Source organism: Nesterenkonia halotolerans, from assembly GCF_014874065.1.
Taxonomy (GTDB): domain Bacteria; phylum Actinomycetota; class Actinomycetes; order Actinomycetales; family Micrococcaceae; genus Nesterenkonia; species Nesterenkonia halotolerans.
This window is the reverse complement of the sequence record NZ_JADBEE010000001.1, coordinates 2104558-2126823: the sequence shown is the minus strand read 5'-3', so window position 1 is coordinate 2126823 and position 22266 is coordinate 2104558. Positions and strand designations below refer to the sequence as shown.

General features: G+C 61.0%; 22 protein-coding genes. 15 read left to right on the top strand and 7 right to left on the bottom strand.

Annotation, left to right across the window (positions count from 1 at the left end):
- Positions 1–40: 40 nt before the first annotated feature.
- Positions 41–949: a DUF2268 domain-containing protein gene (locus H4W26_RS09660; protein WP_192591834.1), complete on the top strand. Its 909-nt coding sequence runs from the start codon at positions 41–43 to the stop codon at positions 947–949.
- 30 nt (positions 950–979) lie between these two features.
- Entirely contained in the window at positions 980–1771 is a 792-nt protein-coding gene (locus H4W26_RS09655) for a MerR family transcriptional regulator (RefSeq protein ID WP_192591833.1), read from the top strand.
- Between the two features lie 350 nt (positions 1772–2121).
- Here the strand turns inward: H4W26_RS09655 and H4W26_RS09650 are convergent, their stop codons facing one another.
- A complete protein-coding gene (locus tag H4W26_RS09650) occupies positions 2122–2517 on the bottom strand; it encodes a RidA family protein (RefSeq protein ID WP_192591832.1) in 396 nt (131 codons plus the stop codon).
- Positions 2518–2521: 4 nt separating this feature from the next.
- Positions 2522–2803 (bottom strand): CGNR zinc finger domain-containing protein, encoded by a 282-nt coding sequence (locus H4W26_RS09645; RefSeq protein WP_192591831.1) that lies wholly within the window; start codon positions 2801–2803, stop codon positions 2522–2524.
- Between the two features lie 795 nt (positions 2804–3598).
- Here H4W26_RS09645 and H4W26_RS09640 point away from each other — a divergent pair.
- From H4W26_RS09640 to H4W26_RS09620, 5 genes are all read left to right on the top strand, one after another.
- Complete coding sequence (locus H4W26_RS09640; RefSeq protein WP_192591830.1) at positions 3599–4144, top strand: hypothetical protein; 546 nt, start codon at positions 3599–3601, stop codon at positions 4142–4144.
- A gap of 249 nt (positions 4145–4393) precedes the next feature.
- Positions 4394–6652 (top strand): AAA family ATPase, encoded by a 2259-nt coding sequence (locus tag H4W26_RS09635; RefSeq protein WP_192591829.1) that lies wholly within the window; start codon positions 4394–4396, stop codon positions 6650–6652.
- Positions 6642–8525, top strand: coding sequence for a UvrD-helicase domain-containing protein (locus H4W26_RS09630; protein ID WP_192591828.1), 1884 nt, complete (start codon positions 6642–6644; stop codon positions 8523–8525). The genes H4W26_RS09635 and H4W26_RS09630 overlap by 11 nt, the downstream gene beginning before the upstream one ends.
- Positions 8526–8657: 132 nt before the next feature.
- Positions 8658–9638, top strand: a complete 981-nt coding sequence (locus tag H4W26_RS09625; RefSeq protein WP_192591827.1) for an alpha/beta fold hydrolase — start codon at positions 8658–8660, stop codon at positions 9636–9638.
- Positions 9639–10172: 534 nt separating this feature from the next.
- Complete coding sequence (locus H4W26_RS09620) at positions 10173–10739, top strand: GNAT family N-acetyltransferase (RefSeq protein WP_192591826.1); 567 nt, start codon at positions 10173–10175, stop codon at positions 10737–10739.
- Between the two features lie 21 nt (positions 10740–10760).
- Here the strand turns inward: H4W26_RS09620 and H4W26_RS09615 are convergent, their stop codons facing one another.
- Complete coding sequence (locus H4W26_RS09615) at positions 10761–11276, bottom strand: GNAT family N-acetyltransferase (RefSeq protein WP_192591825.1); 516 nt, start codon at positions 11274–11276, stop codon at positions 10761–10763.
- Positions 11277–12112: 836 nt separating this feature from the next.
- Here H4W26_RS09615 and H4W26_RS09610 point away from each other — a divergent pair.
- Complete coding sequence (locus H4W26_RS09610) at positions 12113–12562, top strand: hypothetical protein (RefSeq protein WP_192591824.1); 450 nt, start codon at positions 12113–12115, stop codon at positions 12560–12562.
- 151 nt (positions 12563–12713) lie between these two features.
- Positions 12714–13364 carry a maleylpyruvate isomerase family mycothiol-dependent enzyme gene (locus H4W26_RS09605; protein ID WP_192591823.1) on the top strand — a complete coding sequence of 217 codons (651 nt, stop codon included), beginning with the start codon at positions 12714–12716 and terminating at the stop codon, positions 13362–13364.
- 41 nt (positions 13365–13405) lie between these two features.
- Here H4W26_RS09605 and H4W26_RS09600 read toward each other — a convergent pair whose 3' ends face one another.
- Positions 13406–14536, bottom strand: coding sequence for an AI-2E family transporter (locus H4W26_RS09600; RefSeq protein ID WP_225939669.1), 1131 nt, complete (start codon positions 14534–14536; stop codon positions 13406–13408).
- 518 nt (positions 14537–15054) lie between these two features.
- On the opposite strand from H4W26_RS09600, the gene H4W26_RS09595 reads away from it, so the two are divergent.
- The 6 genes from H4W26_RS09595 (at position 15055) to H4W26_RS09575 (ending at position 18494) form a co-directional block, all read left to right on the top strand.
- A complete protein-coding gene (locus H4W26_RS09595) occupies positions 15055–15462 on the top strand; it encodes a CBS domain-containing protein (protein WP_192591821.1) in 408 nt (135 codons plus the stop codon).
- A 71-nt stretch (positions 15463–15533) separates the two neighbouring features.
- Entirely contained in the window at positions 15534–15986 is a 453-nt protein-coding gene (locus H4W26_RS09590; protein ID WP_192591820.1) for a CBS domain-containing protein, read from the top strand.
- An 83-nt stretch (positions 15987–16069) separates the two neighbouring features.
- Positions 16070–16558, top strand: coding sequence for a DUF4383 domain-containing protein (locus tag H4W26_RS09585; protein WP_192591819.1), 489 nt, complete (start codon positions 16070–16072; stop codon positions 16556–16558).
- A gap of 338 nt (positions 16559–16896) precedes the next feature.
- On the top strand, positions 16897–17661 hold the full coding sequence (locus H4W26_RS13770; protein ID WP_225939667.1) for an AMIN-like domain-containing (lipo)protein: 765 nt from the start codon (positions 16897–16899) through the stop codon (positions 17659–17661).
- Entirely contained in the window at positions 17576–17989 is a 414-nt protein-coding gene (locus H4W26_RS13765) for a helix-turn-helix transcriptional regulator (RefSeq protein ID WP_318779854.1), read from the top strand. The genes H4W26_RS13770 and H4W26_RS13765 overlap by 86 nt, the downstream gene beginning before the upstream one ends.
- Positions 17990–18110: 121 nt before the next feature.
- The gene (locus tag H4W26_RS09575; RefSeq protein WP_192591817.1) at positions 18111–18494 is read left to right on the top strand and encodes a cupin domain-containing protein; all 384 of its coding nucleotides are present in this window, start codon (positions 18111–18113) and stop codon (positions 18492–18494) included.
- 135 nt (positions 18495–18629) lie between these two features.
- On the opposite strand, the gene H4W26_RS09570 is transcribed toward H4W26_RS09575, so the two are convergent.
- The 3 genes from H4W26_RS09570 to H4W26_RS09560 form a co-directional block, all read right to left on the bottom strand.
- The gene (locus tag H4W26_RS09570; protein WP_192591816.1) at positions 18630–19466 is read right to left on the bottom strand and encodes an aldo/keto reductase; all 837 of its coding nucleotides are present in this window, start codon (positions 19464–19466) and stop codon (positions 18630–18632) included.
- Positions 19467–19630: 164 nt separating this feature from the next.
- Positions 19631–20473, bottom strand: coding sequence for an SDR family NAD(P)-dependent oxidoreductase (locus H4W26_RS09565; protein WP_192592118.1), 843 nt, complete (start codon positions 20471–20473; stop codon positions 19631–19633).
- Between the two features lie 64 nt (positions 20474–20537).
- Complete coding sequence (locus tag H4W26_RS09560) at positions 20538–22253, bottom strand: ABC1 kinase family protein (RefSeq protein ID WP_318779826.1); 1716 nt, start codon at positions 22251–22253, stop codon at positions 20538–20540.
- Between the last annotated feature and the right edge of the window lie 13 nt (positions 22254–22266).

Below are 22266 nucleotides of genomic sequence, written 5' to 3'. Positions count from 1 at the left end.
GTTGACCTTGACGTAACGGCAATGCTTAGAGTCAAGCGCTATGACCATTTCATTTATCGACAGCGCCCCCGCGATGACAAAGATTCTCAACGCGGATCCCGGGCTTCGCGCTGAACACGTGCGCGAGATGTGGGCCCCGATGGCAGGGATGTACCACTTCATCCCTGGCGGGGTCGATATGACCGAGGTGCACCGGCAAAACTTCGGGTTCCCTTGGGATGACTCCTCGGATCGACTGCGCGAAGGACTGGACACACTCGTGGCCGCTGACGCGTGGAACCGCATCGCCAAGTCCCTCGACGTCGGAGTCGCAGCCTTGAGATCCGCCGATCCCAAGATCAGAGTGCCAGATCTGAAAGTCCTGCTCGTACTGGGGGACCCGAACAACAAGCACTTCCTCAACGAGGTCCAAGGACTCTCGGGCTTCGGCGGAATCAGCGGATACATTGCCATCACCGTCTGGCCCACCCTGCAGGTCCTCGACCGCCTTGAAGCCATCGCGGTCCACGAGCTCCACCACAATCTCCGCTACTCCCCCGGGGGCATAGCCTGGGACCCTGCCACCGTGACGGTCGGCGAGCACGTCATCTCGGAGGGCCTGGCCGATGTCTTCGCCGCAGAACTCTTCGGCGCTGTGGGCTACACCCACTTCGTCGCCGAAGCCACCCGCTCCGACGACGACGTGCTGGCGAAGGTCATCACAGGGCTCGACGTCACGGGGATGCAGAATTTCGGCGCCTGGGTCCTTGGGGATGCCACCGCCCGCATGTTTGGCGGTGAGCCCGTCGGGCTCCCAACTGGGGCTGGATACGCCGCCGGCGCGAGACTCGTCCATACCTATCTTCAGGCCACCGGAGGCACGTCGGCGCAGAACCTCCACACACCAGCAACCAAAATCCTGGACATCGCCCTGAGATACCTCGATATTCCGCCCACGACGACTAGCTGAACAACCCACCTAGAACATCAGGAGCCTGGTATGGAATGGACGGTCAAGCAGCTGGCTGAACGCGCGGGGATCAGTGGACGCACTCTGCGGCACTATCACCACATTGGGTTGCTCGAGCCCGACCGAATTGGGCCCAATGGCTACCGCTACTACGGTCCAGACGCGGTGGGTCGACTGCAACGGATTTTGCTCCTTCGTGACACAGGCATGGCTCTTCCCGAAATTGCGGCGGCCCTGGGTGTGACCGAGACACCCGATGCCGAAGTTCTAGCCCTCCGAGCGCATCTGCAGCAGCTGGCTGCAGACCGGCAGACCCTGGACCGTCGCATCGAAGCCGTCGAGCACACACTGGCGATGCGAAAACAGGGCCTCGAGCCACGGATGGATGTGATGCTCCAGGGTTTCAACGATCGATACGAGAGTGAAGTTGTGGCGCGTTGGGGACGCGAAGCCTTCGACGCGTCGAACCAGTGGTGGCACAGCAAATCGATCCAACAGCAACGTGAGTGGAAGGCCGACACTCAAGCCCTCCTCGAACGCTGGCGCGAACTCCAAGAACAAGGCTACCGACCGGATTCGTCAATCGCTCAAGACCAGGCCTCGGTGCACATGGCCTGGTTCGCCAGCATCCCGGGAACGCCAGTCCATGCTGGCGACGCTGAAAATTCCGCGGCAATGGTCCGGGGCATGGCAGGGCAGTACGAGACGGATCCTGGCTTCCACAAGAGCTTTGGAAGCAAAGCCGCTGCACAGTTCGCCGCCAACGCCCTCCGGAATCATGTGGAGAATCTGCCTCGACGACGAAGCGACCAAAGTGCCTGAGTCTTTGGACTACGACACCACGACGGCGAGGCAAACCGCATCTAAATCGAGACATAAGCAACTGCCCCGAAGATCTGGAGCAGGAACGCCTTGCTTCCCACGGAATGGGGGACGACTACGTTCCGTTCGGCACCGAACTCGCAACCCGCCCGCCTGAAGGTGCCAGTTCGGTCGAGGACACCGTGGAGCGTGTGACGGCTCATCCTGCCCGGACTTTCGAACAGTGGGCTCAGGAGAACAATCGGCTGTTCCACTTATGACCCCCATGGAGGCACCGGAGACTGCAGGACTCAGGAATGCTGAAGCCAACGACCCCGGGACGCAACGGTCGAAACTCTTGCGCCTGCTTTCTAAACAGGACCTTCCGGAACCTCGGCAACGGCTTCAATTTCCACGAGGGCGTCTGGACGGGCAAGACCATGCACACGGAGGACCGTAATGGCGGTGGGCTGACTCCCCCAAACACCTTGCGCTGCAGCCAACCCCGCGGAGACGTCTTCATCGCCCTTCACGTAGATGGTCATTTTCATGACGTCACCGGTAGAACAGCCCGCAGCCTCAAGCACGGCAAGCACGTTCCGATAGGCCTGCTCCGTTTGAGCAGCGAACCCCTCAGCCATCGCTCCAGAAGCAGTATTGCCATTTTGCCCGCCCACGTAGAGCACCCCGGCCCGCGAGGAAAGCACTCCTTGAGAGAAGACAGGTGAGGGCTCGAGCTGTTCAGGGTTCAGATGGGTCAGTGTCATCGGTCTACCTTTCATCGGTGGCGCGATGGGTGCGGGCTATTGCCCTGTTGCCGCATCGCGCCATGGAGCGCCAACGACGAGCGTTGGGGCGTGAGTGTTCGAAGAAGTTTTCCCCGGCGCAGCGTCGCCGCGACCAATACCTGAGTGTCCGCCAATCATCTTCATCAGATATACCGGCCCGAACCAAGAATGTGCCGGCGCCCCGAGGGCTAGGTCGGCAGCGCTGAGGGCGGCTGCAGCTCCATTGGCGACCACTCGTCGAGAAGTGGAGTAAGACAAGAAACATTCAAGAACCGCAGTCGAGACGACGGCCGTTGCGTACCTCCCTGTGGCACGGCGCCATGAGCCTTCACCCAGCAGCGGGAGAAGAAACGGCTGAACGTGCACGAGTGCGAACAACATGCGCGACTCCAGAGGTGAGCGCGAGTACTGCTCCCGAGTGGGCTGAAACTGAAATGCGACAAGGCCTCCCCAGAGGTCGAATGCCGCTAGCCCTGCAGTTACTCCTCGGGGTATCCCCGCTCGACGGCTGGTGTTGTAGGAGATTCGCGCGGCCGCAGAGGTGGCAATAACGAGGACGACCGCTGATTCACGCCTACCCAGAGGCCCAACAAGGGAGGACCAAAACTTGGTTCGGCCTCGAATCCTCATACCTCAGAGTCTTCTTGTTCTAGTTGATGCGGTCAATGGCACGCGAAGCGCGTTCGGGCAGACGTTGCCCTCAAGCCGATCCTTCAGCGTGCACCAAATCCTCAACTTGAAGATGAATGTCCGCAAGCCGCCCGACTTGCGGGCCAGATCAATGAATCGCAACGCCCACTCGTAGACCCGTAAACACAATTTTTCTCGGCCCTCAAGGCAACCGCGAAAACAGCAAATCGAGGTACGGCTTTGGGGACCGACAGCTCCCACTGCGCGCGCATTCGTACCGATCAGCAGAACATGGCTAGGAGTAGGTAGGGGCAATACTCTCCACCCGGTCGCCACTCGGACGCTACTCAGTCAGTCGTCGGGGTTCGCTTATCTTTTTCAGCAATGTATGTTAGTTCGAAATACAAACATGAGTTAGGGATCACATAGAGTGCTGACTGAATTTGTGCGCGATCACGCGTTCACCATCGCGTGGTTCGGCCTCATGGCAGTCGCGTGGTTCGGCTGGTCCCAAGAAGACGCGCCATCTCACTGGCGTTGGAAACTGGGTGCGGGTTCAGTAGCGGGGCTCGCCCTTGCGGGAGTCTTCGGATACGCCATGGTCACGCGGTGGGGACAGAGCAGCGCCTTAGAGGGCCGGTACGAGTGGTTTGGTTTGCTCGTGCTCGTCGAAGTAGTAGCCGCGACGATTGGCAGTCTCTACCTGCAGCGCAGCGAAAAAGGACGCTGGGCGGCATGGTGGGTTGCGATGGTAGTTGCTGCACACTTCATTCCGCTCGCATTCTTGGTAGCAGACGGGTCGCTGATTGTCCTTGGAGTCCTCCAAGCTGGGGCTCTGTTGCTGCTGGCTCGGCCGCTGAAAGGAAAACAGTGGTCGACGAGTCGAATCGTCGGACCTATGATGGGGCTATCGATGTTGCTCTTCGCTGTTGTCTCAGCTGCACTCTTCGTTACGACGGAAGGAGGCGTGTGGTGAGACAGCAAATGCTTAGATTTCCCAGTCGGAGCAATAGGCACGACCTGCGAGGAGTTCGGAGAGCCCAGGTGTCCGCCGCATTAGTAGGTGACATCCTGACGTGCTCCACAGTCTGATCGACGCGCAGTTGAAGCAGCCCCGTCTCGGTGAATCTACTTTCCTCGGCGACAACCTATATGCCTCAAAAACCCGTTAGCGATATTTTCCGGAATTGCAGGGCTCGGACTGCGACTTATGTCACCATAGGTCATGCATATCGAAACAATCGAGATCCGCAATTACCGCAAGCTGGCTTCGGTGCGGCTGGATCTCGCAGCCGAAACGACGCTCCTTGTCGGGGCCAATAACAGCGGTAAGACATCGGCACTCATCGCACTCCGATCCTTCCTGAAACAAGGCATCTCGGCTTTCAGCAAGAATGACTTCACCTTGTCACGGTGGCAGGAAATTAACGACATCGGCGTCGGGTGGACCGAGGCTCCCGATGTGACTCCGGCCGTCAAGTGGGACGGCCTGCTTCCTAGTTTGGACGTCTGGCTCCGGGTCGATGACCACGACGTACATCGGGTCAGCGCTCTCATCCCCAATCTGGATTGGAGTGGGGGCCTGGTCGGAGTCCGTTTCTCACTGGAACCTAAGGATGAGGCCGAGCTGGCACATTCCTTCAATGAGGCGTGGAATGCCACCCAAACTGCTCGAGCCGCATGGCAGGCATCAGGGAGAAGGGAATCAGAAGGTCATCTGTCGCTCTGGCCCGACAATTTGGTCGACTTCCTCACGCGACGATTCCAGACCCACCTCACACTGCGCCACTACACTCTGGACCCCGATCAGCTTCAAGATCCACAACAGGATCGTGCTGTGATTCAGAACCTATCCGCCGATGCGCAGCCCCTGGCAACGAATCCTCTGCAGGACATCGTGGTAGTAGATGAGATCAATGCACAACGTGGTTTCGGCGACAAAAGCGGGGCATCTACCGACGACTCGTCAGGCAGGATCCCGGAGACTGCCAAGTTATCCCGCCAGCTAAGCGAGTACTACACCAGCCATCTCGACCCCACTGAAACTCCTGGGCCCGAGGACCTTGACGCGTTGCAGACGATCACCATCGCGCAGAACGGGTTCGACGCTCGACTACAGGAAGCATTCCGTGAAGCACTGAAAGAGTTGACGGGACTGAGCTATCCCGGTGTCACTGATCCGAGCATCAGGGTGGCCTCGAAACTGAGCGCGTCAGAGAGTCTCAAGCACGAATCCGCCGTCTCCTTCAAACTGGATAATGCCAACGATCAAGAGACTCAGGACATGTTTCTGCCAGAGGGACAGAACGGGCTCGGGTACCAGAACCTAATCTCGATGATCTTCCGTCTCATGAGTTTCCGTGATCGCTGGATGCGTGTGGGGAAAGCCCGACGACCCAAGTCCGAGAAACCAATCGAACCTATTCACCTCGTTCTGGTCGAAGAACCAGAGGCACATCTTCACGTGCAGGTTCAACAGGTCTTCGCGAAGAAGGCATTCGAAGTGCTCCGCAATCATCCGGACCTCCAGACTGGGAGCCAACTGACAACGCAGCTCGTCATCAGCACTCATTCGAGCCACATCGCTCACGAGCTGCCGTTTGAAAGCCTCCGCTACTTTCGCAGGTTAGAAGCAGGCACTCATGGAGTTGCCGTTCCGACCTCCAATGTCATCAACGTTGGAACGACGTTCGGCACTGAGCCGGAGACACAACGCTTCGTGACCCGGTACCTTCGCGTGCAACATGCCGACGTGTTCTTCGCCGACGCCCTCATCCTGATCGAAGGTAGCGCCGAGAGGATGCTTGTCCCCCACTTCATCCAAAAACACCATGCCGCTCTACATCACGCATACGTCACCATGCTCGAAATCGGGGGCAGTCATGCCCATCGCCTTCGTCCGCTCATCGATGCGCTGAAGATTCCAACGCTCGTCGTGACTGACCTGGATCCCAAAACTAAGGTTGGTGGCAACGCACCTACTCAGCGGGGTGCTGCACAGATAACAGGCAACCCCACGCTGGTGGATTGGTGGGAGCACAGCACAGTTATTGATGCTCTACTCGACACTGCTCCTGACCGAAAACTGTTGGAGCTCGACGGCCAGTACTCAGTGCGATTCGCGTACCAAACTCCGGTTATGGTCGCCGTATCCAGCGAGGAGCCCGAGGAAGCGTTGCCGAGTACGTTCGAAGACTCGCTCGCTTTATCAAACCTCGACTTTTTCAAGGAACTCGAGGGTACCGGGTTGACGAAGAAGATCCGCGACATCCTCAACAAGGAGACCGATGCCACCTCGATCGCGAGGTCGCTACACGATGCGCTGAGGACTGGGAGCAAGGCGGCACTCGCCATGGACATCCTGGTTTCAACCAGGTTCAACAGTCTCGAACCGCCGGCGTACATTAGCGAAGGTCTCTCGTGGCTGGAAGAACGGGTCCAAAAGACGGATCCGGCGCTAGGCGGAGCGCTTCATGCTGCGTGACCCCTCTGTCGACGATCGGGTCGATGACGAGATCGCTCACTGCCTCCAGCGTGAAACTCCCCGGTCGTTCTTCCTATACGCCGGAGCCGGGTCCGGCAAGACACGATCTCTCGTTCTTGCCCTGAAACGCGCCCAGGAAACGCGCGGGCATGATTTGACCCTTCGTGGCCAGCAGATAGCCGTCATCACCTTCACCAACGCGGCCGCGGATGAAATCTCCAGCCGGCTCGATTTCGATCCACTGGTCTCGGTCACCACGATCCACGCCTTTGCGTGGAAACTGGTCCGCGACTACCAAGACGACATCCGCAGCTGGTTGGCGGCGGAGCTCGACGCCTCAATCGAGCAACTCGAATCGACAAAGAGTAGAGAAGGATCGAAAAAAGAGACTGACAGGGTCTATCGACTCCAAAAGAACAGAAACCTGGCGGCCACGATCCACGACATCCGAAAGTTCACCTACAGCCCCTCGGGAGGAAACCACGACAGAGAGGCTCTGAATCACTCTCAAGTCATCAAACTCGCGGCAGATCTCCTGACGAGCAAGCCTCTGCTCGCCAACATTCTGGTTACCAAACACCCGATCCTCTTCATCGACGAAAGCCAGGATACGAACAAGAACCTGCTGGACGCGTTCTTACACGTCGCTTCGGAAAGCGAGGGCCAGTTCGTCCTTGGTCTTTTCGGCGACACGATGCAACGCATATACAACGACGGCAAGGTCGACATCGCCGGGTCGATCCCAGGCACCTGGGCCACGCCCGTCAAGGTGATGAACCACCGGAGCCCACGACGGATCGTGGAGCTAAGCAACCGCGTCCGAGCCGACGCTGACGACCATTCACAGACAGCTCGGGAGGACCGAGGAGAAGGGACCGTCCGTCTCTTTATCGCTTCTGTCGACTCAGACACGGACGTCGTCGAGAAGGCCGCAGCGGCGACTATGTCCACCATCACCGGAGACGCAGATTGGACCGTCCCTGCAGGAGACGATTCCGAAGCGGGCGAGAACCCAGCGGTAAAACGACTCATCCTCGAGCACAGCATGGCCGCACAGCGATTTCATTTCGCTGACCTGTTCAGCGCCCTCAAGTCTCTCCCTCGAGATCAGACGAGCGTGTTGGATGGTTCAGTGCCGGAACTCCAGGTCTTCTTGCAGCAAGTAGAACCCCTAGTTCAGGCACATCAGCGCGGAGATCAATTCACGGTCGCACGGATAGTCCGCGAAAACTCGCCATTGATGGCGCACAAGATTCTTGAGGCAGCTTCTCCCACACCCGGAGCACTCCGGACAGTATTGGAGGAGTGCCAAGAGGCCGTCGATCAGCTCATAAATCTCTGGAGCGGTGCTGAAGTCCCAACCATTGGGCAGGTTGCATCCGTTCTCGACGGCCTCGGACTGTTCACGTTGGCGACCTCCATCAAGACGACACTGATGATCGACAAGCTCGAGGACGAGGAATCCCCCGCCGGTGAGATCGATGCATGGCAGCGCTGCCTTGCGGCATCATTCGACGAGGTATCTCGCTATGGCCGCTATTTTTCCGGAATGACACCGTTCGCCACCCATCAAGGCGTCAAAGGTCTGGAGTTTCCACGAGTCATGGTCGTTCTCAGCGACGAAGAGGCTGGTGGATTCTTGTTCAGCTACGAGAAACTCCTGGGAGCCAAGGAACTGACGGCCAGCGACGTGAAGAATGTGGCCACTGGGAAGGATTCGTCAGTGGATCGCACCAGGAGGCTTATGTACGTGACCTGCAGTCGCGCCTCGGAAGCTCTCGCGGTTGTTGCTTACACGAGCAAACCTGAAGCAGTGCGCGCCTTCGCGATCGAGAACAACTGGTTCTCGGAGGACGAGATTGTTCTACTTTGAGCGAAGACGAATAACCGACGAACCCAACGGGTCGGTCGGCCCTCCGTCTGCCGGGGTGGCGACCGACCTCCGGAACCACGAACTGCCCCGGTAGAGAAAAACGACTAACTCCCACGCTCTAGGCTGAACCCCGTGTATGAGAAAACGCGGCCCGCTGCCTCCGACCTACTGACCACAAGCGACGGTCAGGGCATCTACTGGGAGGAGTCCGGCACCCAGGACGGAATCCCACTGCTCTACCTGCACGGCGGACCGGGTGCAGGCCTGGGCAGTCGTGGCTACCTGACCAAAGCCGACCCGAGCCGATTCCGTATCATCGGTCTCGACCAGCGAGGATGCGGCAAGTCAGTCCCCCTCGCGTGCGACCCGGATCATGACCTGGAAGCCAACACGACCGCCCGACTGATCGCCGACCTCGAGGAGCTACGTGAGCATCTCAAGGTCGAACACTGGGTGCTAAACGGCGTCTCCTGGGGGTCGACGCTGGCCATCGCCTACGCTCAGGCACATCCGGATCGAGTGAGCAGCGTCGTCGCCATGGCAGTGACCACCACATCACGCTGGGAGGTCGACTGGATCACCGAGGCCGTCGGGGCCCTCTACCCGGAGGAGTGGGAGGTCTTCGTCCAGCACGCCGAGCGGTCCGGATGTGGCTATCGACGCGGGGAGACGCGACTGGTTGAGGCTTACCGGCAGCTGATGCGCCACTCCGACGCGGATGTGCGGGACGCCGCCTCGCAGGCGTGGGCCCGCTGGGAAGACGCCCACATCGCCATCGGAGCCGGAGGGTTCCGGCGTGACCCGCGGTGGGAGGATCAGGAGTTCCGTCAGAACTTCGTCACCCTGGCCACGCACTTCTGGGCCAATGACGGATTCTGCGATCCACCGCTGCTGGACCGAATGGATCGGCTCACCGACATTCCCGCAGTGCTCATCCACGGACGGCTCGACGTCAGTGGACCTTTGCGCACCGCATGGGAAGTCCATCGCCGGTGGCCAGGCAGCCGCCTGATTATCGACGAGGGCGAAGGCCATGGTGGCCACTCGATGGTGGACGCATGGGCACAGGCCAACGATGATCTGGCAGCCCGCCTTCTCGCTGAAATGGGATGAGTTGCTTGGTTTTATTCGGGGGCGCGTTGGGTTTTCCGCACCGATAGTTGTCACCGTGACGCGCCCTACAAGTGTGGCAAACCCGAGCGCAAGAACACTCGAGAACGCACTAGCAAGACCATAAACCGTCTGCGTCGCAACTTTCATAAGGACCATCCCACCAAAGCGCGGCGCGGCGACGTTCAACAGCTCCTCGAAGACATCGTTGCCCAACTCGAGGACACCGGAGCTGAGGCCGAAAAAGTTCGCGACGACGTGCGGAGCATCCGCTCCGACTTCAACGTCTCCACCGAGCCTGCAGCTTCGATCGATAATTACGACGAGCTCAAGCGTCGTCTCGAAGCATTGACGTATGCACCAGTACTACTGGTCCAGGACTCTGGGAGCTTGTGAAGCCACAAGTCTGGCCAGATGAACCCGCTAATACTCGCTTGCGGGAAATTGAACTTCAGTCTCTCCAAGCCCGTAGGTGCCTCAGAACCTGCCAACTTAGCCCTTCCCGGACCGGGGAAGAGCCCGTGAGAAAATAACCAAGTGGAAACCATCTTCAGCCACAAACCAACACTCGAAGGAACCCGCGTCCGGCTACGCCCGATCCAAGGCCAAGACGCAGAAGTGATCCACCGGCTGATCCAAGACCCTGACATCGCGGTCCTGACAGGTTCGGTCCATTCCAGAACCCCACAACAATCACCCTGGTCGGTAGAGTCCCTTCGCGCGATCTACCAGCAGTGGAGCACCTCAGACGACCGACTAGTGCTCGCCGTGATCGAGCAGAAGACCGGAGCCATGGTCGGTGAAGTGGTCCTCAAGGACTTGCACGAAGAGAACCGGTCCTGTGGCTTCCGGACCCTCATCGGCCCGGACGGTCGCGGCAAGGGTCTCGGCACCGAGGCAACGAGGATGATCATCCGGTATGGCCTGCAATCACTAGGTCTGCATCGGATCTCGCTGGAGGTCTACGATTTCAACCCACGCGCACGTCACGTCTACGAGAAGGTCGGCTTCACCCACGAAGGGACCGGCCGGGACGCATTGCGGTTCGAAGATCGGTGGATCGACGTGCACTACATGTCGATCCTTGACATCGATATCTACTAGAGCGTCGGTCGGCGATGACGGCTATGCCCGGAGGTCTCGGACGAAGATGTGAAACACCACCGGTTGGCCAGCTTCATCCACCTCGCTCGTGCTCGGGGCTACTCGCAGCAGCGTGAATCCGGCCTTCTCTGCCACCCGAACGGACGCCGGGTTCCGCAGATCGGCCCGGATCGCCGCGCGAGAGCCGACCCTGCGGGCACGAAGAAGATCACGTACCTGGATCACCGCGTCGGTGGCCACCCCCTGGCTCCTCACCCAAGGGGCGACGCCGTACGCGATGTTCACATCCCCGGGGTCGAGTCCATCTGTGACCTCAAGGGAGTAATCGATGGTTCCGACAAAGGCACCCTCGACCCAAATGCCGAAGGCCCGCTTCGTCGAACGCTGCTCCGCGGCGGACATCAGACGCTCCACGTAAGCCCGGGTGCCAGCCACCGTGCTGACGCCACCACTAAACCAGCGAACTGTCAGATGGTCTTCAGCGGCAACGACAGCCTCAGCATCCTGGATACGGAGAGGTTTCAAGAGGACGACCATCCGCCAAGCCTAGTCTCGGGCAATCCTGACGGGACAAAACAGGCCGTAAAGCCAAGAGCTGTGAGCCTGTGCTCGGGGCGTGAGCTGAGGATTACGACAAGTTAGTGAGACAGACCGCGTCTCACCGAAATGTCACACCCCATGTCAGCGGCTCTCACGTATGACAAGTTCCGCGGGATCCTACACCGCCGCCGCCGCTTTGCGGAGAAGTCGGGGTTCTTACCGCGCCGAGCGGCCGCACAATGATCACGGAGGCGGAGTGTGTCTCGGCCCATAGCTCTTGGCCCGTCCCCGGTTCAATCAATCCGAGCCTGCGAACCCGAGCTGAAATTCGAACCCCTTCGCCGCGCTCATTCGGGCAGATGGGGTCATGACACTGACGTTGTTGACCAGAATGTGGACCGGCTTCCCGACTTCTCCCCTGTTCCCTCCGAAGGCGGCGATCGAATCGAGGGAGGACAGATCCAGATCCCCGAGCTCGAGATGAGCTTCCGGCCTGCGTCGTAAAATTTCGGAGATCGCTGCCTCGCCCTTCTTCCGATCGCGCACCGCGACGGAGGCCGCTCGGAGCCGCTCTCACCGGCGACCCGACCTCGTTCTCAGGAACCGCCCGCGAGGTAGGAGCCTTGGAGCTGAACTGTCACTGGCAGACACGGATCAGCTGCATACGTTGCTCGTCTGCACACCGGCCCCCGTCACGAAGAGCTACGAGAAGCTACAGCTTCTTTCAGCGATCGACTCAGTTGCTCGCTGACCGTTACCCGAAGACAGGGACACATGCCCGGATCCACCCTGCGACTGATGCGCGTGCACTGCCCACCACCTACCGTGGGGGCATGTCCAACGAGCAGATCCCACTCCGCATCTTGAAAAGTCCTTGGTCTCAAGCAGCAGTCGGAGGGGCGCTGACCCTCATCCCGGGCAGGAGGTACCCAGCGTGGTTGCGTCATGCCATCACCTGGGGCTCGACCGCAACGGTGACGGTTCTCGTTGCAAACCCCCGACTCGGCTCGAGAGTCCTCGGAGCCCTCAGTCGAAGCTCAGACCAGGAGCCACCAGAGCCCATCGAAACGAGCCCGAAGGCAAGGGCCGTTTCTGCGGCGGTGACCGGCGCGGCGACGTTTGGGATGCTGCGGCTTGGCTGGTGGTTCGACGAAGCCGCCGAACAGGCTCTCAGGAAACTCCAAGTGCCATTCCCCCGGGTCCTGCTCGGAGTAGCTGTAGGCGCGTTTTACTACGCCACAGATGATCGAGAGCGGAAGGACATGAACTCACTCCACGATTAGATGGAGAGATTGGATGGAGGAGCACCAGTTCGCGTGGATGCCCTCCCATCATCGGGAGCGACCCGCAGTGGGTCACCGAGCAGTTCCCGCACCACATGTCTATCGCCGGTCACACGGATGCGCATGACCGCTGAGAAAGGGCTCTATCCATATGGCACGACGTCAGGATACCCACCTCTGGCCGATGATGGCCGCGGAACGCCAGGCCCTGGCAGCTGATCTGGCCAGTCTCGGCCCAGCTCAATGGAGGCACGGCACCCTCTGCGGGGAGTGGAACGTCGAACAAGTCGTCGCCCACCTCACAGCAGCCGCCAGCCTCAGTCAGTGGCAATGGCTGTGCAGCATGCTCGGCGCACGGTTTCGTCCCGCCGTGCACAATCAACGGCGGCTGGAAGAGCACCTCGGTCAGACTCCACAGGAGACGCTGAACCGCTTCCGTGCCGTCATCGGGAGCACGACGACGCCGTCGGCCCACCTCCCGGCTTACCTGGGCGAGGTGCTGGTGCACACTCAAGACATTCGGTGGCCATTGGGGCTGCAGCGGACACCCAGCATCGAGGCTCTGACGCCCGTGGCCGAGTTCTTCTCCCGGCGAGACTTCGCCGTCGCAAGTCGCACCACGGTCCGGGGACTGCGGCTTGAGGCGAACGACGGACCTTTCGCCGGGGGCTCCGGACCCGAGATCACGGGCTCGACTCTCGCCCTCGTGATGGGCATGGCCGGTCGTGAGGCATATCTCGACCAGCTCGATGGGCCAGGGGTGACGATCCTGCAGACCCGTCTGGACCGCGCTGCCTCTTGAAGTCACTGGCCGCGCTGGCCCCATGCTCTAGGTCACCGCGTCTACGCATCCTCTTCAAGGTCTGAACTCTTGTTCTCGTGGGGTTCGTCGCGACCCTTATGTGCGACTTCGATCTGCTGGCTCGCTTCCGCGACAGGGTCAACCTCTGTCGTTTTGTCGCGTCCGCTCCAGACCTTGATGATGTCCCACGCGACGGCCGTCAGCGGAACCGACAGCAACGCTCCGACCACACCAGCCAATACCGTGCCCGCGGTCAACGCGATCAGTATCACCAGGGCATGAAGGTTCAACGTCTGAGACATCACCAGCGGCTGCAGCAAGTTCCCATCCAGTTGTTGGATCACGATGACCACGGCAAGAACAATCAACGCGGCGACGGGTCCATTGGCCACAAGGGCCACAAGGGTCGCCAACGCCCCAGCGACGGTGGCCCCTATGACGGGGATAAAGCCACCAAGGAAGATGACCACACCGAGGGGCAGAGCTAGCGGCACCTGGAGGATGAGCAGTGCGATGGTGATCCCGATGGCGTCGATTGCGGCGATCAGAGCGGTACCTCGTACGTAGCTGCCGAAGGTCTGAACGGCACGGTCTCCGGAGGCTATCCATTTGCCGCGGAAGTGTTGTGGTGTCCACGAGACGAAGAACGCCCAGATGCGATCACCGTCTTTGAGGAAGAAGAACAGGATCACAAGCAGCAGGATCAGGCCGGTGATGAAGCTGCCCGCGGCGCCGAGAGTGCTCACCGCACCCGACCCGAAATCGGAGCTCGTGGCGAAGGACGTCACCGAGTCAATGGCACCGTCGATCTGTTCCTGGTCGATGGTGATCCCGAAGTTGCTCAGGAGGCCATTGACCAGGTCGCGCAATTCGGCGAACCCCTGACCGGCCTGGTCTACCAACGTGGGCCACTGATTGAGCACCGAGAAGAACAAGCCAGTGCCCACGCCACCGAGCACGAGCAGAGAACCGAACAAGACCGTCCAGGCGGCCAGCACGGCGGGCATGACCCGGCGAGCAAGATGCACCAGAGGCCACAGTGCGCACGTCAGGATGATGGCGATCAAAGCGGGAATGACCACCACCGCCACATTCAACATGGCGAACACCAGCAGGGCCGCCACGGCGCCGATGAGCAGCAGCTGCAGCGCGCGAATGCTCAGTCGGCCCATTACATCGGTCCACAACCCGGGGACCGTGAAGCGTCTACCTCGGCTGCCCTCGTGGACCGGTTCATTCGGTATAACCGCCATCTATGTCTCCTGCGGGCTCGTCGTGTTGAAGGGCTTTGTGGCAACCGGGACGCTGGGCTCTCGCGCTGCTGAGAGAGTCTCGGGCCGAACGCTCAGATCTCGACAGTACCTCGCCACCTCGCTTCTTCCCCCGCTCGACTGAAGCGATATGTGGTCATATCGCGGGCCATCCATCTCAGCTGAGGTCACTCCCTCGACCTCCACGCGTCATTTCACCGCGCCTCGCAGGCCCACTCGTCGGGTTCTTCATGCCAGAATCGCTCAGGTACGCTGGCGTCGTAGCTCAAGCAACGGGCTCTTGAATCAACTTTCAAGGGTGGCTTCTTGCAGCACTTCTCTCGTCTCCCCGCTTCCAGCCAGTGGTGGCACCAGCGGGTGAGCCACATGCGAGCGTCCCGACTCCGGCGGGTCGTGACATGACCCGGGTGCGCGAACTCATGTCCGCTGTACCGCGCAGCGTCTGGATGACCCAGTCTCTGGCCGACGCCGTCAGCCTGTTCGATCATCAGACCCCGGCGGGCCTTGTCGTGGATCTTCGGGATCACCCTGTTGGTCTGATCACCAAAGCAGCAGTGGCCCGCGTGGCGGCAAGGAACCCCGACCGCTGGAGCAGAATCCGGTGCGCACACCTGATGGAACCCCTCACCAGCTGGCTGCATCCCGATGATTCGGTCCAAAGGGCATTAGCCTGCTACCGCGACGATGGCCCCCGACCCTTGCTTGTCTTCAACGGAGACCACCCCACCGGGATGCTCTACCCGGAATACGTCCTGGCCTCGACCCCAGCGTCTGACAGGACCCCGACGTCGACCCCAGGTGTCGAATCCACACTCAAGACTCCCTGACTCCAGCCCTCACGGCCCTCCCTGCCTCCCCACCCCGAGGCACAGACTTCTCAAAGGAGAAAGCTCTCATCATGACGACAGTCGCAGAACTCATGACCGCTGACGTGCCGCACCTCAGTGCGCACTGCGCCCTAGAACACGCCAGTCACGCCATGGACCAGTCCAAAACCGACGCACTCCCGCTCTGTGATCCAGACGGCAGACTCCTCGGCATGGTGACCCGGCACAACATTTCACGGGCCTCCCGATCCCTGGGGGAGCTCGCAGATTCCCTCAGGGCCCAGCATCTGATGAACCCTGATCCGCCCACCATCGGCCTCCACGACACGGTGGAGAAAGCGATGGCCCAGATGGCCATCCATCAGACCCGCCACCTCCCGGTCCTCAACGGACAGCGCGTCTGCGGCATGCTCACCAGCGCCCAGATCGGCCACCAGCGCCCCGCGGTGAATGTCGAAGAGCTCGTCCACCACGTCAAGCTCCCAGCCGAGCATGCCCCGGCGTCGTCGTCGAGCACGCAGTGAATCTTGACCCCGCCTTGCGAAATGACTCCGAACCAGAAGATGTACCCACGGGCGAGACGCCGGTCAGCGGCAGCGCGCAACGTGTGACGCTCTCACGTCGGGGACGCCGGAAGCGCGAGGCAGTGGCCCGGGTGACGGCACTGGTCGTCGCTGCCGGACTGCTGCTCCTGGGGGTCGCTGGTTTCATCCCCGGAGTGGCCGATACCGACCAGACCCTCGCGTGGGGCGAGGAGAGCTCCCTGGTGGTGCTGGTCGGTGTTTTCCCTGAGTCCGGGTGGGGCAACGTCGTCCACGTGGTGATGGGACTGGTGGGGTTGGCCCTGAGTCTGACCCGTCAGGCGGAAGCGTCCCGGCGCTATGTGCTCGCCACCGGGGTGCTTCTGCTGATCTGGGCATTGGTGCGATTCATCTTCGCGGTGCCCGTGGCGGCGGCGCCTGAGGGCCTGACCTTCGGCGGGTGGCTCCACCTCGGGGTAGGAGCAGGCGTGAGCCTCATCGGGTTCCTGCTGCGCATCTCCCGCCCAAGGAAAGCACCTGAAGATACCCGGCACGAGGAGCACAAGGCCGTGTAGAGCGGCCACCCGCCACGTCATCAAGCATCCGGTCGGCGGAGGGCACAGCGTTGTGAAAGGGACACCACCCTGGACGGTTAATCGCGGCACCGTCCCACGTCAGATCCTCATTCATCTGAACCAGGAGCACCCGATCACGAGGGAAAAACCGCCAGCCCGCTCGACGATGGCTCCCCGTTCACTCGTTCCGTCTCCCACCACCCGTTGCTCCACAAATTTACGCATAACCCCTGATCACAAGCAGCTAACGATCTACGCCAACAGTTGCCCCTGTCCAGTCAGCCCTGGTTACCGTGGGGAAACACCCACCCCCTCGGCTCACCCTGGAGGACACCCCGATGACCCGCCGCCCCGCGTTCCTCACCGCTTCCATAGCCGCAGGCGCACTCGCCCTCGCGAGTTGTGGCACGCCCGAAGAGGATCCAGCACCCATCTCGACGTCAGCTACACCCTCCTCCACGGTGGAAGAAGAAACCAACTCCGAGGAGTCCAACTCCCCGGAACCCTCCCCTGAGGACACCGAAACCGATGCCCCTGCCGACGACTCATCCCAGGAGGAGACGTCTGCACCAGAGGAAGAACCTTCTCCAGCCGAGGAGGCCAGTGATGGATCTCAAGCAGAGGGGGAGAGCCATCACGTCGATCGTTCTGAGTTCTCTCGAGAGACAACTGCTACGGAAGGATTCCCGGGAACTCCCGGGGCCCCTGCTGAGATCCAGCACCTGGTGGAAGTCCGGGTTGGTCAACATGAGGGTTATGACCGAGTTGTCTTCGAACACAACGGCCCGAGTGAATTGGGGTACCAGGTCGAGTATGTTGACTCTCCCACCGACCCCCAGTTAGCGGAGCCCATCGACGTGCCCGGTGAGGCGTTCATATCGATCGGCGTAGCGGGATTGGGATTGCCTACTAGCAACTTCGATTCAGTGCTTTCGGGACCCATCGAGGGTGTCGATACACGGTCCCAGTTGGTCTATGGCGTCCACGCGCTCAGTCCCTTCGAAGCCCAAAGCACGTATTTCATCGGGGTGGACCAGCAGCGCGACTTCCGAGTGCAGGTGCTCGAAGACCCTGTCCGGTTGGTCGTGGACCTCGCGCATTGATGCCCCTGGAGGGTTCTTCTTCGAGGGGCCGGAGAAGTCGGCGCCCGCGAAAAGCTGGAGCTTGGAAGACCTGGCCCGCGCTTCGTCGATGTCCCGCAGCACCTTCGCCCAGCGCTTTCGCGACACCGTGGGCACCTCACCGCTGGCCTACCTGATCGACTGGCGCATGCTGCTCGCTCAACGCGCGCTGCACACACGCGACACGCGGATCGGTGCACTGGCGTTCACCCTGGGGTACTCCTCCGAGAGCGCCTTCAGCTCTGCCTTTAAGAAACATCTCGGAGAGTCCCCGCTGGCCTACCGCACACGCCTCACCAAGAATCGCTGACAGGAACCTGCGTCGAGAATTTGCCGGACCGGCGACATGTGCTGACGGTGCTCAGCCAGGAACGTGAATCGCTGGCGAGTCGGACCTGAGGCGGGCGCGTCTTGCGGTCAATGATGGAGCCATGAATGACCTCCATGGAATCGACATCGCCGCTGAGCTTGGGAAGGTTCACGAACACTGGACGCCGCGGGTCGTCGGGCGGGTGAACGACCAGTATATAAAGGTTGCGAAGCTCCTCGGTGAGCTTGTCTGGCACGCTCACGATGCAGAAGACGAGATGTTCCTTGTCATCTCCGGCCGGCTTCGAATCCAGTTGCCGGACGACGAGGAGGTCGTGCTTGCGCCAGGTCAGTTCTACGTCGTTCCGAGGGGCGTCCAGCACAATCCAATCGCGGAAGAAGAGGTTGAGATCGTTCTGATTGAGACCATCACGACCGCGCACACCGGCGATGTCGTCGTCGAGGGCACTGTTCCCGTCGAGGAGCAGGTCCGCGACTTCAGCTAACGGCATCCGGAGAGGAACGCGTCCGATAGAGGGTCCCCCACCGGCCTATATGTTGAAGCCCCAGACACACATCGGCCTTGCCGGGAGGACTGTGATCCTTCCGGCAAGGCCGATGTCTCTACTTCTTCGCGCTGACTACGGAATGTGGTCGAAGCTGTCCGGGTCTGGACCGGTGCGCTCGTCCTTGTTCAATCCCGAGATCGCCGCGACATCCTCCGCGCCAAGCTCGAAGTCGAAGAGGTTAAAGTTCTCCTCGATGCGGGAGCGAGTCACCGACTTCGGAAAGACGATGTGGCCTTGCTGGATGTGCCAGCGCAGGGTGACCTGGGCGACAGTGCGATCGAGGCGCTCAGCGATCTCCTTCAGCAGCGGGTCATCAAGCACCTCGCCCTGTGCAATCGGGGACCATGCCTCGGTAGCGATATTGTGTTTGGCGTCGAAAGCGCGGACTTCCTCATTGGTGAGGTACGGATGGATCTCGATCTGGTTGACCGCGGGAGCAGTGTCGGTCTCATCCATCAACCGCTGCAGGTGGGACACCTGGAAGTTGGAGACGCCGATCGCCCGCGCCTTGCCGGCCTTGTAGATCTCGATCATTGCCTTCCAGGTTTCGACGTAATCCACCCCGATGGTCGGCAGCGGCCAGTGGATCAGAAACAAGTCCATCTGCTCTACGCCGAGCGCACGGAGGGACCCATCAGCAGCCTCCAGGGCGTCGTCGAACTTGTGGAAGCTGTTGTTCAGCTTCGAGGTGATGAAAACCTCGTCCCGAGCGAGGCCAGACTCTTTCAAGGCTTGTCCCACCTCGGCTTCATTGCCGTACATCTGAGCGGTGTCGATGTGCCGGTAGCCGACTTCAAATGCCTCCAAGACCGCGTCCTTGGTGGTCTCAGGAGTGATCTGGAAGGTGCCGTATCCCAGCTGCGGGATGGTGACACCATTGTTGAGTGTGATCTGAGGGACTGTGGTCATCGTCAGGTGCTCCTTTATAGTCGCGACGGCCGACGTGAGGGCCGGGTCCACGAGCAAGAACGTGGAGAGTGGCAGTCAGTATTCCTGCTGTGGCCGGTCGGTTTGGCTCGTGAGTGCTGTCGGATGTCCGAAGTACCACCCCTCAGTGAGCCCTTCTCACGGATTTACGCCGCGGTCCTGGAAAAGCCTACGAGTTCAAGGCTTTTGTCCCACAATCTCGCTGCCAGCTGCGCGTCCGAGGCCTGCGGATTGGTCTTGGAGATCTTCTGCTTCTCGTAGTATTCACCCGAGATCCACTCCCGGCCAGGGTTGCCCTCCGCGATCCATACCAGAGGCTCCGCGCCCTTCTCTGGGCTGATCAAGCCGGCCAGACGGCCTAGGGGCGTCTGGTAGACGAAACGCATCACGCTGGTGGTGTCCGAAGCGAAGCTCGTCTGGACATTTCCGGGATGGAAGGCAACCGCAGAGATTCCCTGATCGGTGAACCTGCGGTCGAGTTCCTTGGCGAAAAGGATATTGGCCAGCTTCGCGTCACCGTAGGCCTTGTTGGGGGAGTACTTTCGTTCATTGTTGAGGTCGTCGAGGTTGATCTTCCCGAAGATTCGCGCTGCCACACTTGACGTATTGATGATTGAGGCGTTGCTCGCCGTCAGAGTCTCCATCAGGAGGTTGGTGAGCAGGAACGGTGCGAGGTGGTTCACCTGCAGCGTCTTCTCGAACCCATCGACCGTGCGGGTCTGATCCCCGAAGATGCCGCCGGCGTTGTTGATCAGAACGTCTATACGGGGGTAACTGTCCTTCAGCCGCGCCGCGAGCGCCCTGACTTCGGAGAACTTGGTGAAGTCCGCGAGGAAGAATTCGGTCTTCAGCTCGTGCGCCAAGGCTTCTGTCTTCTGTTTCGAGCGTCCCACAAGGGCGACCGTGTGCCCGTCCGCAACGAGTTGGCGGGCTGCGGCTGCTCCGATCCCGTCGCTGGCACCTGTGAGGACGATGGTTCTTCTGGGCATGGGCTGTCTCCTCGGTGGATGAATGTGTGATGGCAGTGCCAATGTTTTCGAGATGAATCTGGGTCTACGCGCGACCCCGCCGGGACGCGAAGACCACATGCAGCAACGGGATGAGAGAGACCACCATGAGCCCATATCCGATGACGGCGTTTTCGTCCCGCAGCAGCGTTCCCGTCACCAGCAGTCCGGTGAAGAGCACCGCAGAGACGATTCGTCGACCCACGCGTTCCAACGCCGCCACCCGCCGATCAAGATCCGGGGTGCGCACCGGGATTCGTCCGCCCTCGATGCGGTCCACAGTGTCGGAGATCCGGCCAGGCAGGCGCAGCGCCGTGGCGGCAGTGGCGCCAGCCCGCCGCGCGATGTCCTGGACGGCGGGCCCGCGCTGGTCGCGGATCAGCTGCTGGGCGTAAGGCTCGACGGCGTCCCAGATGTTGAACTTCGAATCCAGCGTGCTGCAGACGCCTGAGATCAGCGAGACCGTGCGCAGCATCAGCAGGAAGTTCTCGGGCAGCTGGAACGGCAGCGAGCGAACCAGCTCACCGAACTCCTTGGCGAAGTCCCGGAACTCCCGCGGGTCGACCTCTTTCAGCTCCGCGAAGCCCATGCCGCCGAATCGGGCGAAGAGCTGCGTCATCGCCTCTTCAAGCTCATCGGTGTCCGCCGAGGGAAGCAGCACACCCACCTCTTGAATGCCGTCGACCAGGCTCTTGCCGTCGCGAGAGGCCGCGGCGATGAACACCCGGCGCAGCCCATCGCGCAGCGTCTCCGGAATCTCGCCCATCATGCCGAAGTCGATGAAGGTCAGATGCCAGCCCCGCGCCTCACCCGGCGCGACCGCCTCGCCCGAAGACTGCGGATCCGCGGAGTGCGGGGTGACGAAGATGTTGCCCGGGTGGGGATCGGCGTGGAAGAACCCCTGGACGAAGATCTGATCAAACATCACGTTCGCGAACTCGATCGCGACCTCTGCCGGATCGATCCCCGCAGCCTTCAGGCGCTCCACATCATTGATCTTGATCGCGGTGACGTCTTCGAGGGTGAGGACACGACGCGTGGTGCGCTCCCACATCACCTCGGGCACCGAGACGCGCGGATCCCCGGCGAAGTTCGCGGCGAACCGTTCCGCATTGGCGGCCTCATGGAGGTAGTCGATCTCCTCCATGCTCGTCACGGCGAACTCCTCCACCAGAGCGGGAGCATCCACCCGGTCGCTCACCAGGCGGATATGCGACAACCACCGGCCCACCCGACGCAGCGCCGCGAGATCGACGTCGACGATCTCCCCGATGCCGGGGCGCTGGATCTTCACCACCGCTGAAGCGAAGCCAGCCAACTCTTCGTCTTGCGCGCTGGGTACAGCGCGGTGCGCCTGCCCCAGCGAGGCAGCAGCGACGGGCGTTGCACTTACGGAAGCGTAGGCATGTTCCAGAGAGGTGCCGAGCGCCTGCTCCGCGACGGCCTTGATGTCAGGAAAAGACACGGGACTGACCTCATCCTGCAGCCCCTCCAACTCCTTGGTGATCTCCGGAGGAAGCACGTCCAAGCGCGAGGACAGGAACTGACCGACCTTGATCATCAGCCCGCCGAGATCCACGGCGAGCACGTGGAAACGCTGGGCGAGCCGCCGCATACGGCGTGAACGTCCCGGAGCGGCCAGTCGTGCCAGACCGATCCGGGGCAGAAACAGTTCGAACCACCACACCTGGATCAGGTGAAGAGCGGCGAAGCGCAGGATGCGGCGGTCCCGGGTGCGCAGCGTCTTGGACGAAAGACTCACTCGGTGCCCTGCA

Bases quoted from the DNA above. Each gene is read 5' to 3' on its own strand.
- H4W26_RS09610 (WP_192591824.1), top strand. From the start codon at position 12,113: ATGTCCAACGAGCAGATCCCACTCCGCATCTTGAAAAGTCCTTGGTCT.
- H4W26_RS09600 (WP_225939669.1), bottom strand. From the start codon at position 14,536: ATGGGCCGACTGAGCATTCGCGCGCTGCAGCTGCTGCTCATCGGCGCC.
- H4W26_RS09645 (WP_192591831.1), bottom strand. From the start codon at position 2,803: ATGTTTCTTGTCTTACTCCACTTCTCGACGAGTGGTCGCCAATGGAGC.
- H4W26_RS09650 (WP_192591832.1), bottom strand. From the start codon at position 2,517: ATGACACTGACCCATCTGAACCCTGAACAGCTCGAGCCCTCACCTGTC.
- H4W26_RS09605 (WP_192591823.1), top strand. From the start codon at position 12,714: ATGGCACGACGTCAGGATACCCACCTCTGGCCGATGATGGCCGCGGAA.
- H4W26_RS09660 (WP_192591834.1), top strand. From the start codon at position 41: ATGACCATTTCATTTATCGACAGCGCCCCCGCGATGACAAAGATTCTC.
- H4W26_RS09655 (WP_192591833.1), top strand. From the start codon at position 980: ATGGAATGGACGGTCAAGCAGCTGGCTGAACGCGCGGGGATCAGTGGA.
- H4W26_RS09635 (WP_192591829.1), top strand. From the start codon at position 4,394: ATGCATATCGAAACAATCGAGATCCGCAATTACCGCAAGCTGGCTTCG.
- H4W26_RS09615 (WP_192591825.1), bottom strand. From the start codon at position 11,276: ATGGTCGTCCTCTTGAAACCTCTCCGTATCCAGGATGCTGAGGCTGTC.
- H4W26_RS09570 (WP_192591816.1), bottom strand. From the start codon at position 19,466: ATGACCACAGTCCCTCAGATCACACTCAACAATGGTGTCACCATCCCG.
- H4W26_RS13770 (WP_225939667.1), top strand. From the start codon at position 16,897: ATGACCCGCCGCCCCGCGTTCCTCACCGCTTCCATAGCCGCAGGCGCA.
- H4W26_RS09575 (WP_192591817.1), top strand. From the start codon at position 18,111: ATGAATGACCTCCATGGAATCGACATCGCCGCTGAGCTTGGGAAGGTT.
- H4W26_RS09595 (WP_192591821.1), top strand. From the start codon at position 15,055: ATGTCCGCTGTACCGCGCAGCGTCTGGATGACCCAGTCTCTGGCCGAC.
- H4W26_RS09565 (WP_192592118.1), bottom strand. From the start codon at position 20,473: ATGCCCAGAAGAACCATCGTCCTCACAGGTGCCAGCGACGGGATCGGA.
- H4W26_RS09590 (WP_192591820.1), top strand. From the start codon at position 15,534: ATGACGACAGTCGCAGAACTCATGACCGCTGACGTGCCGCACCTCAGT.
- H4W26_RS09630 (WP_192591828.1), top strand. From the start codon at position 6,642: ATGCTGCGTGACCCCTCTGTCGACGATCGGGTCGATGACGAGATCGCT.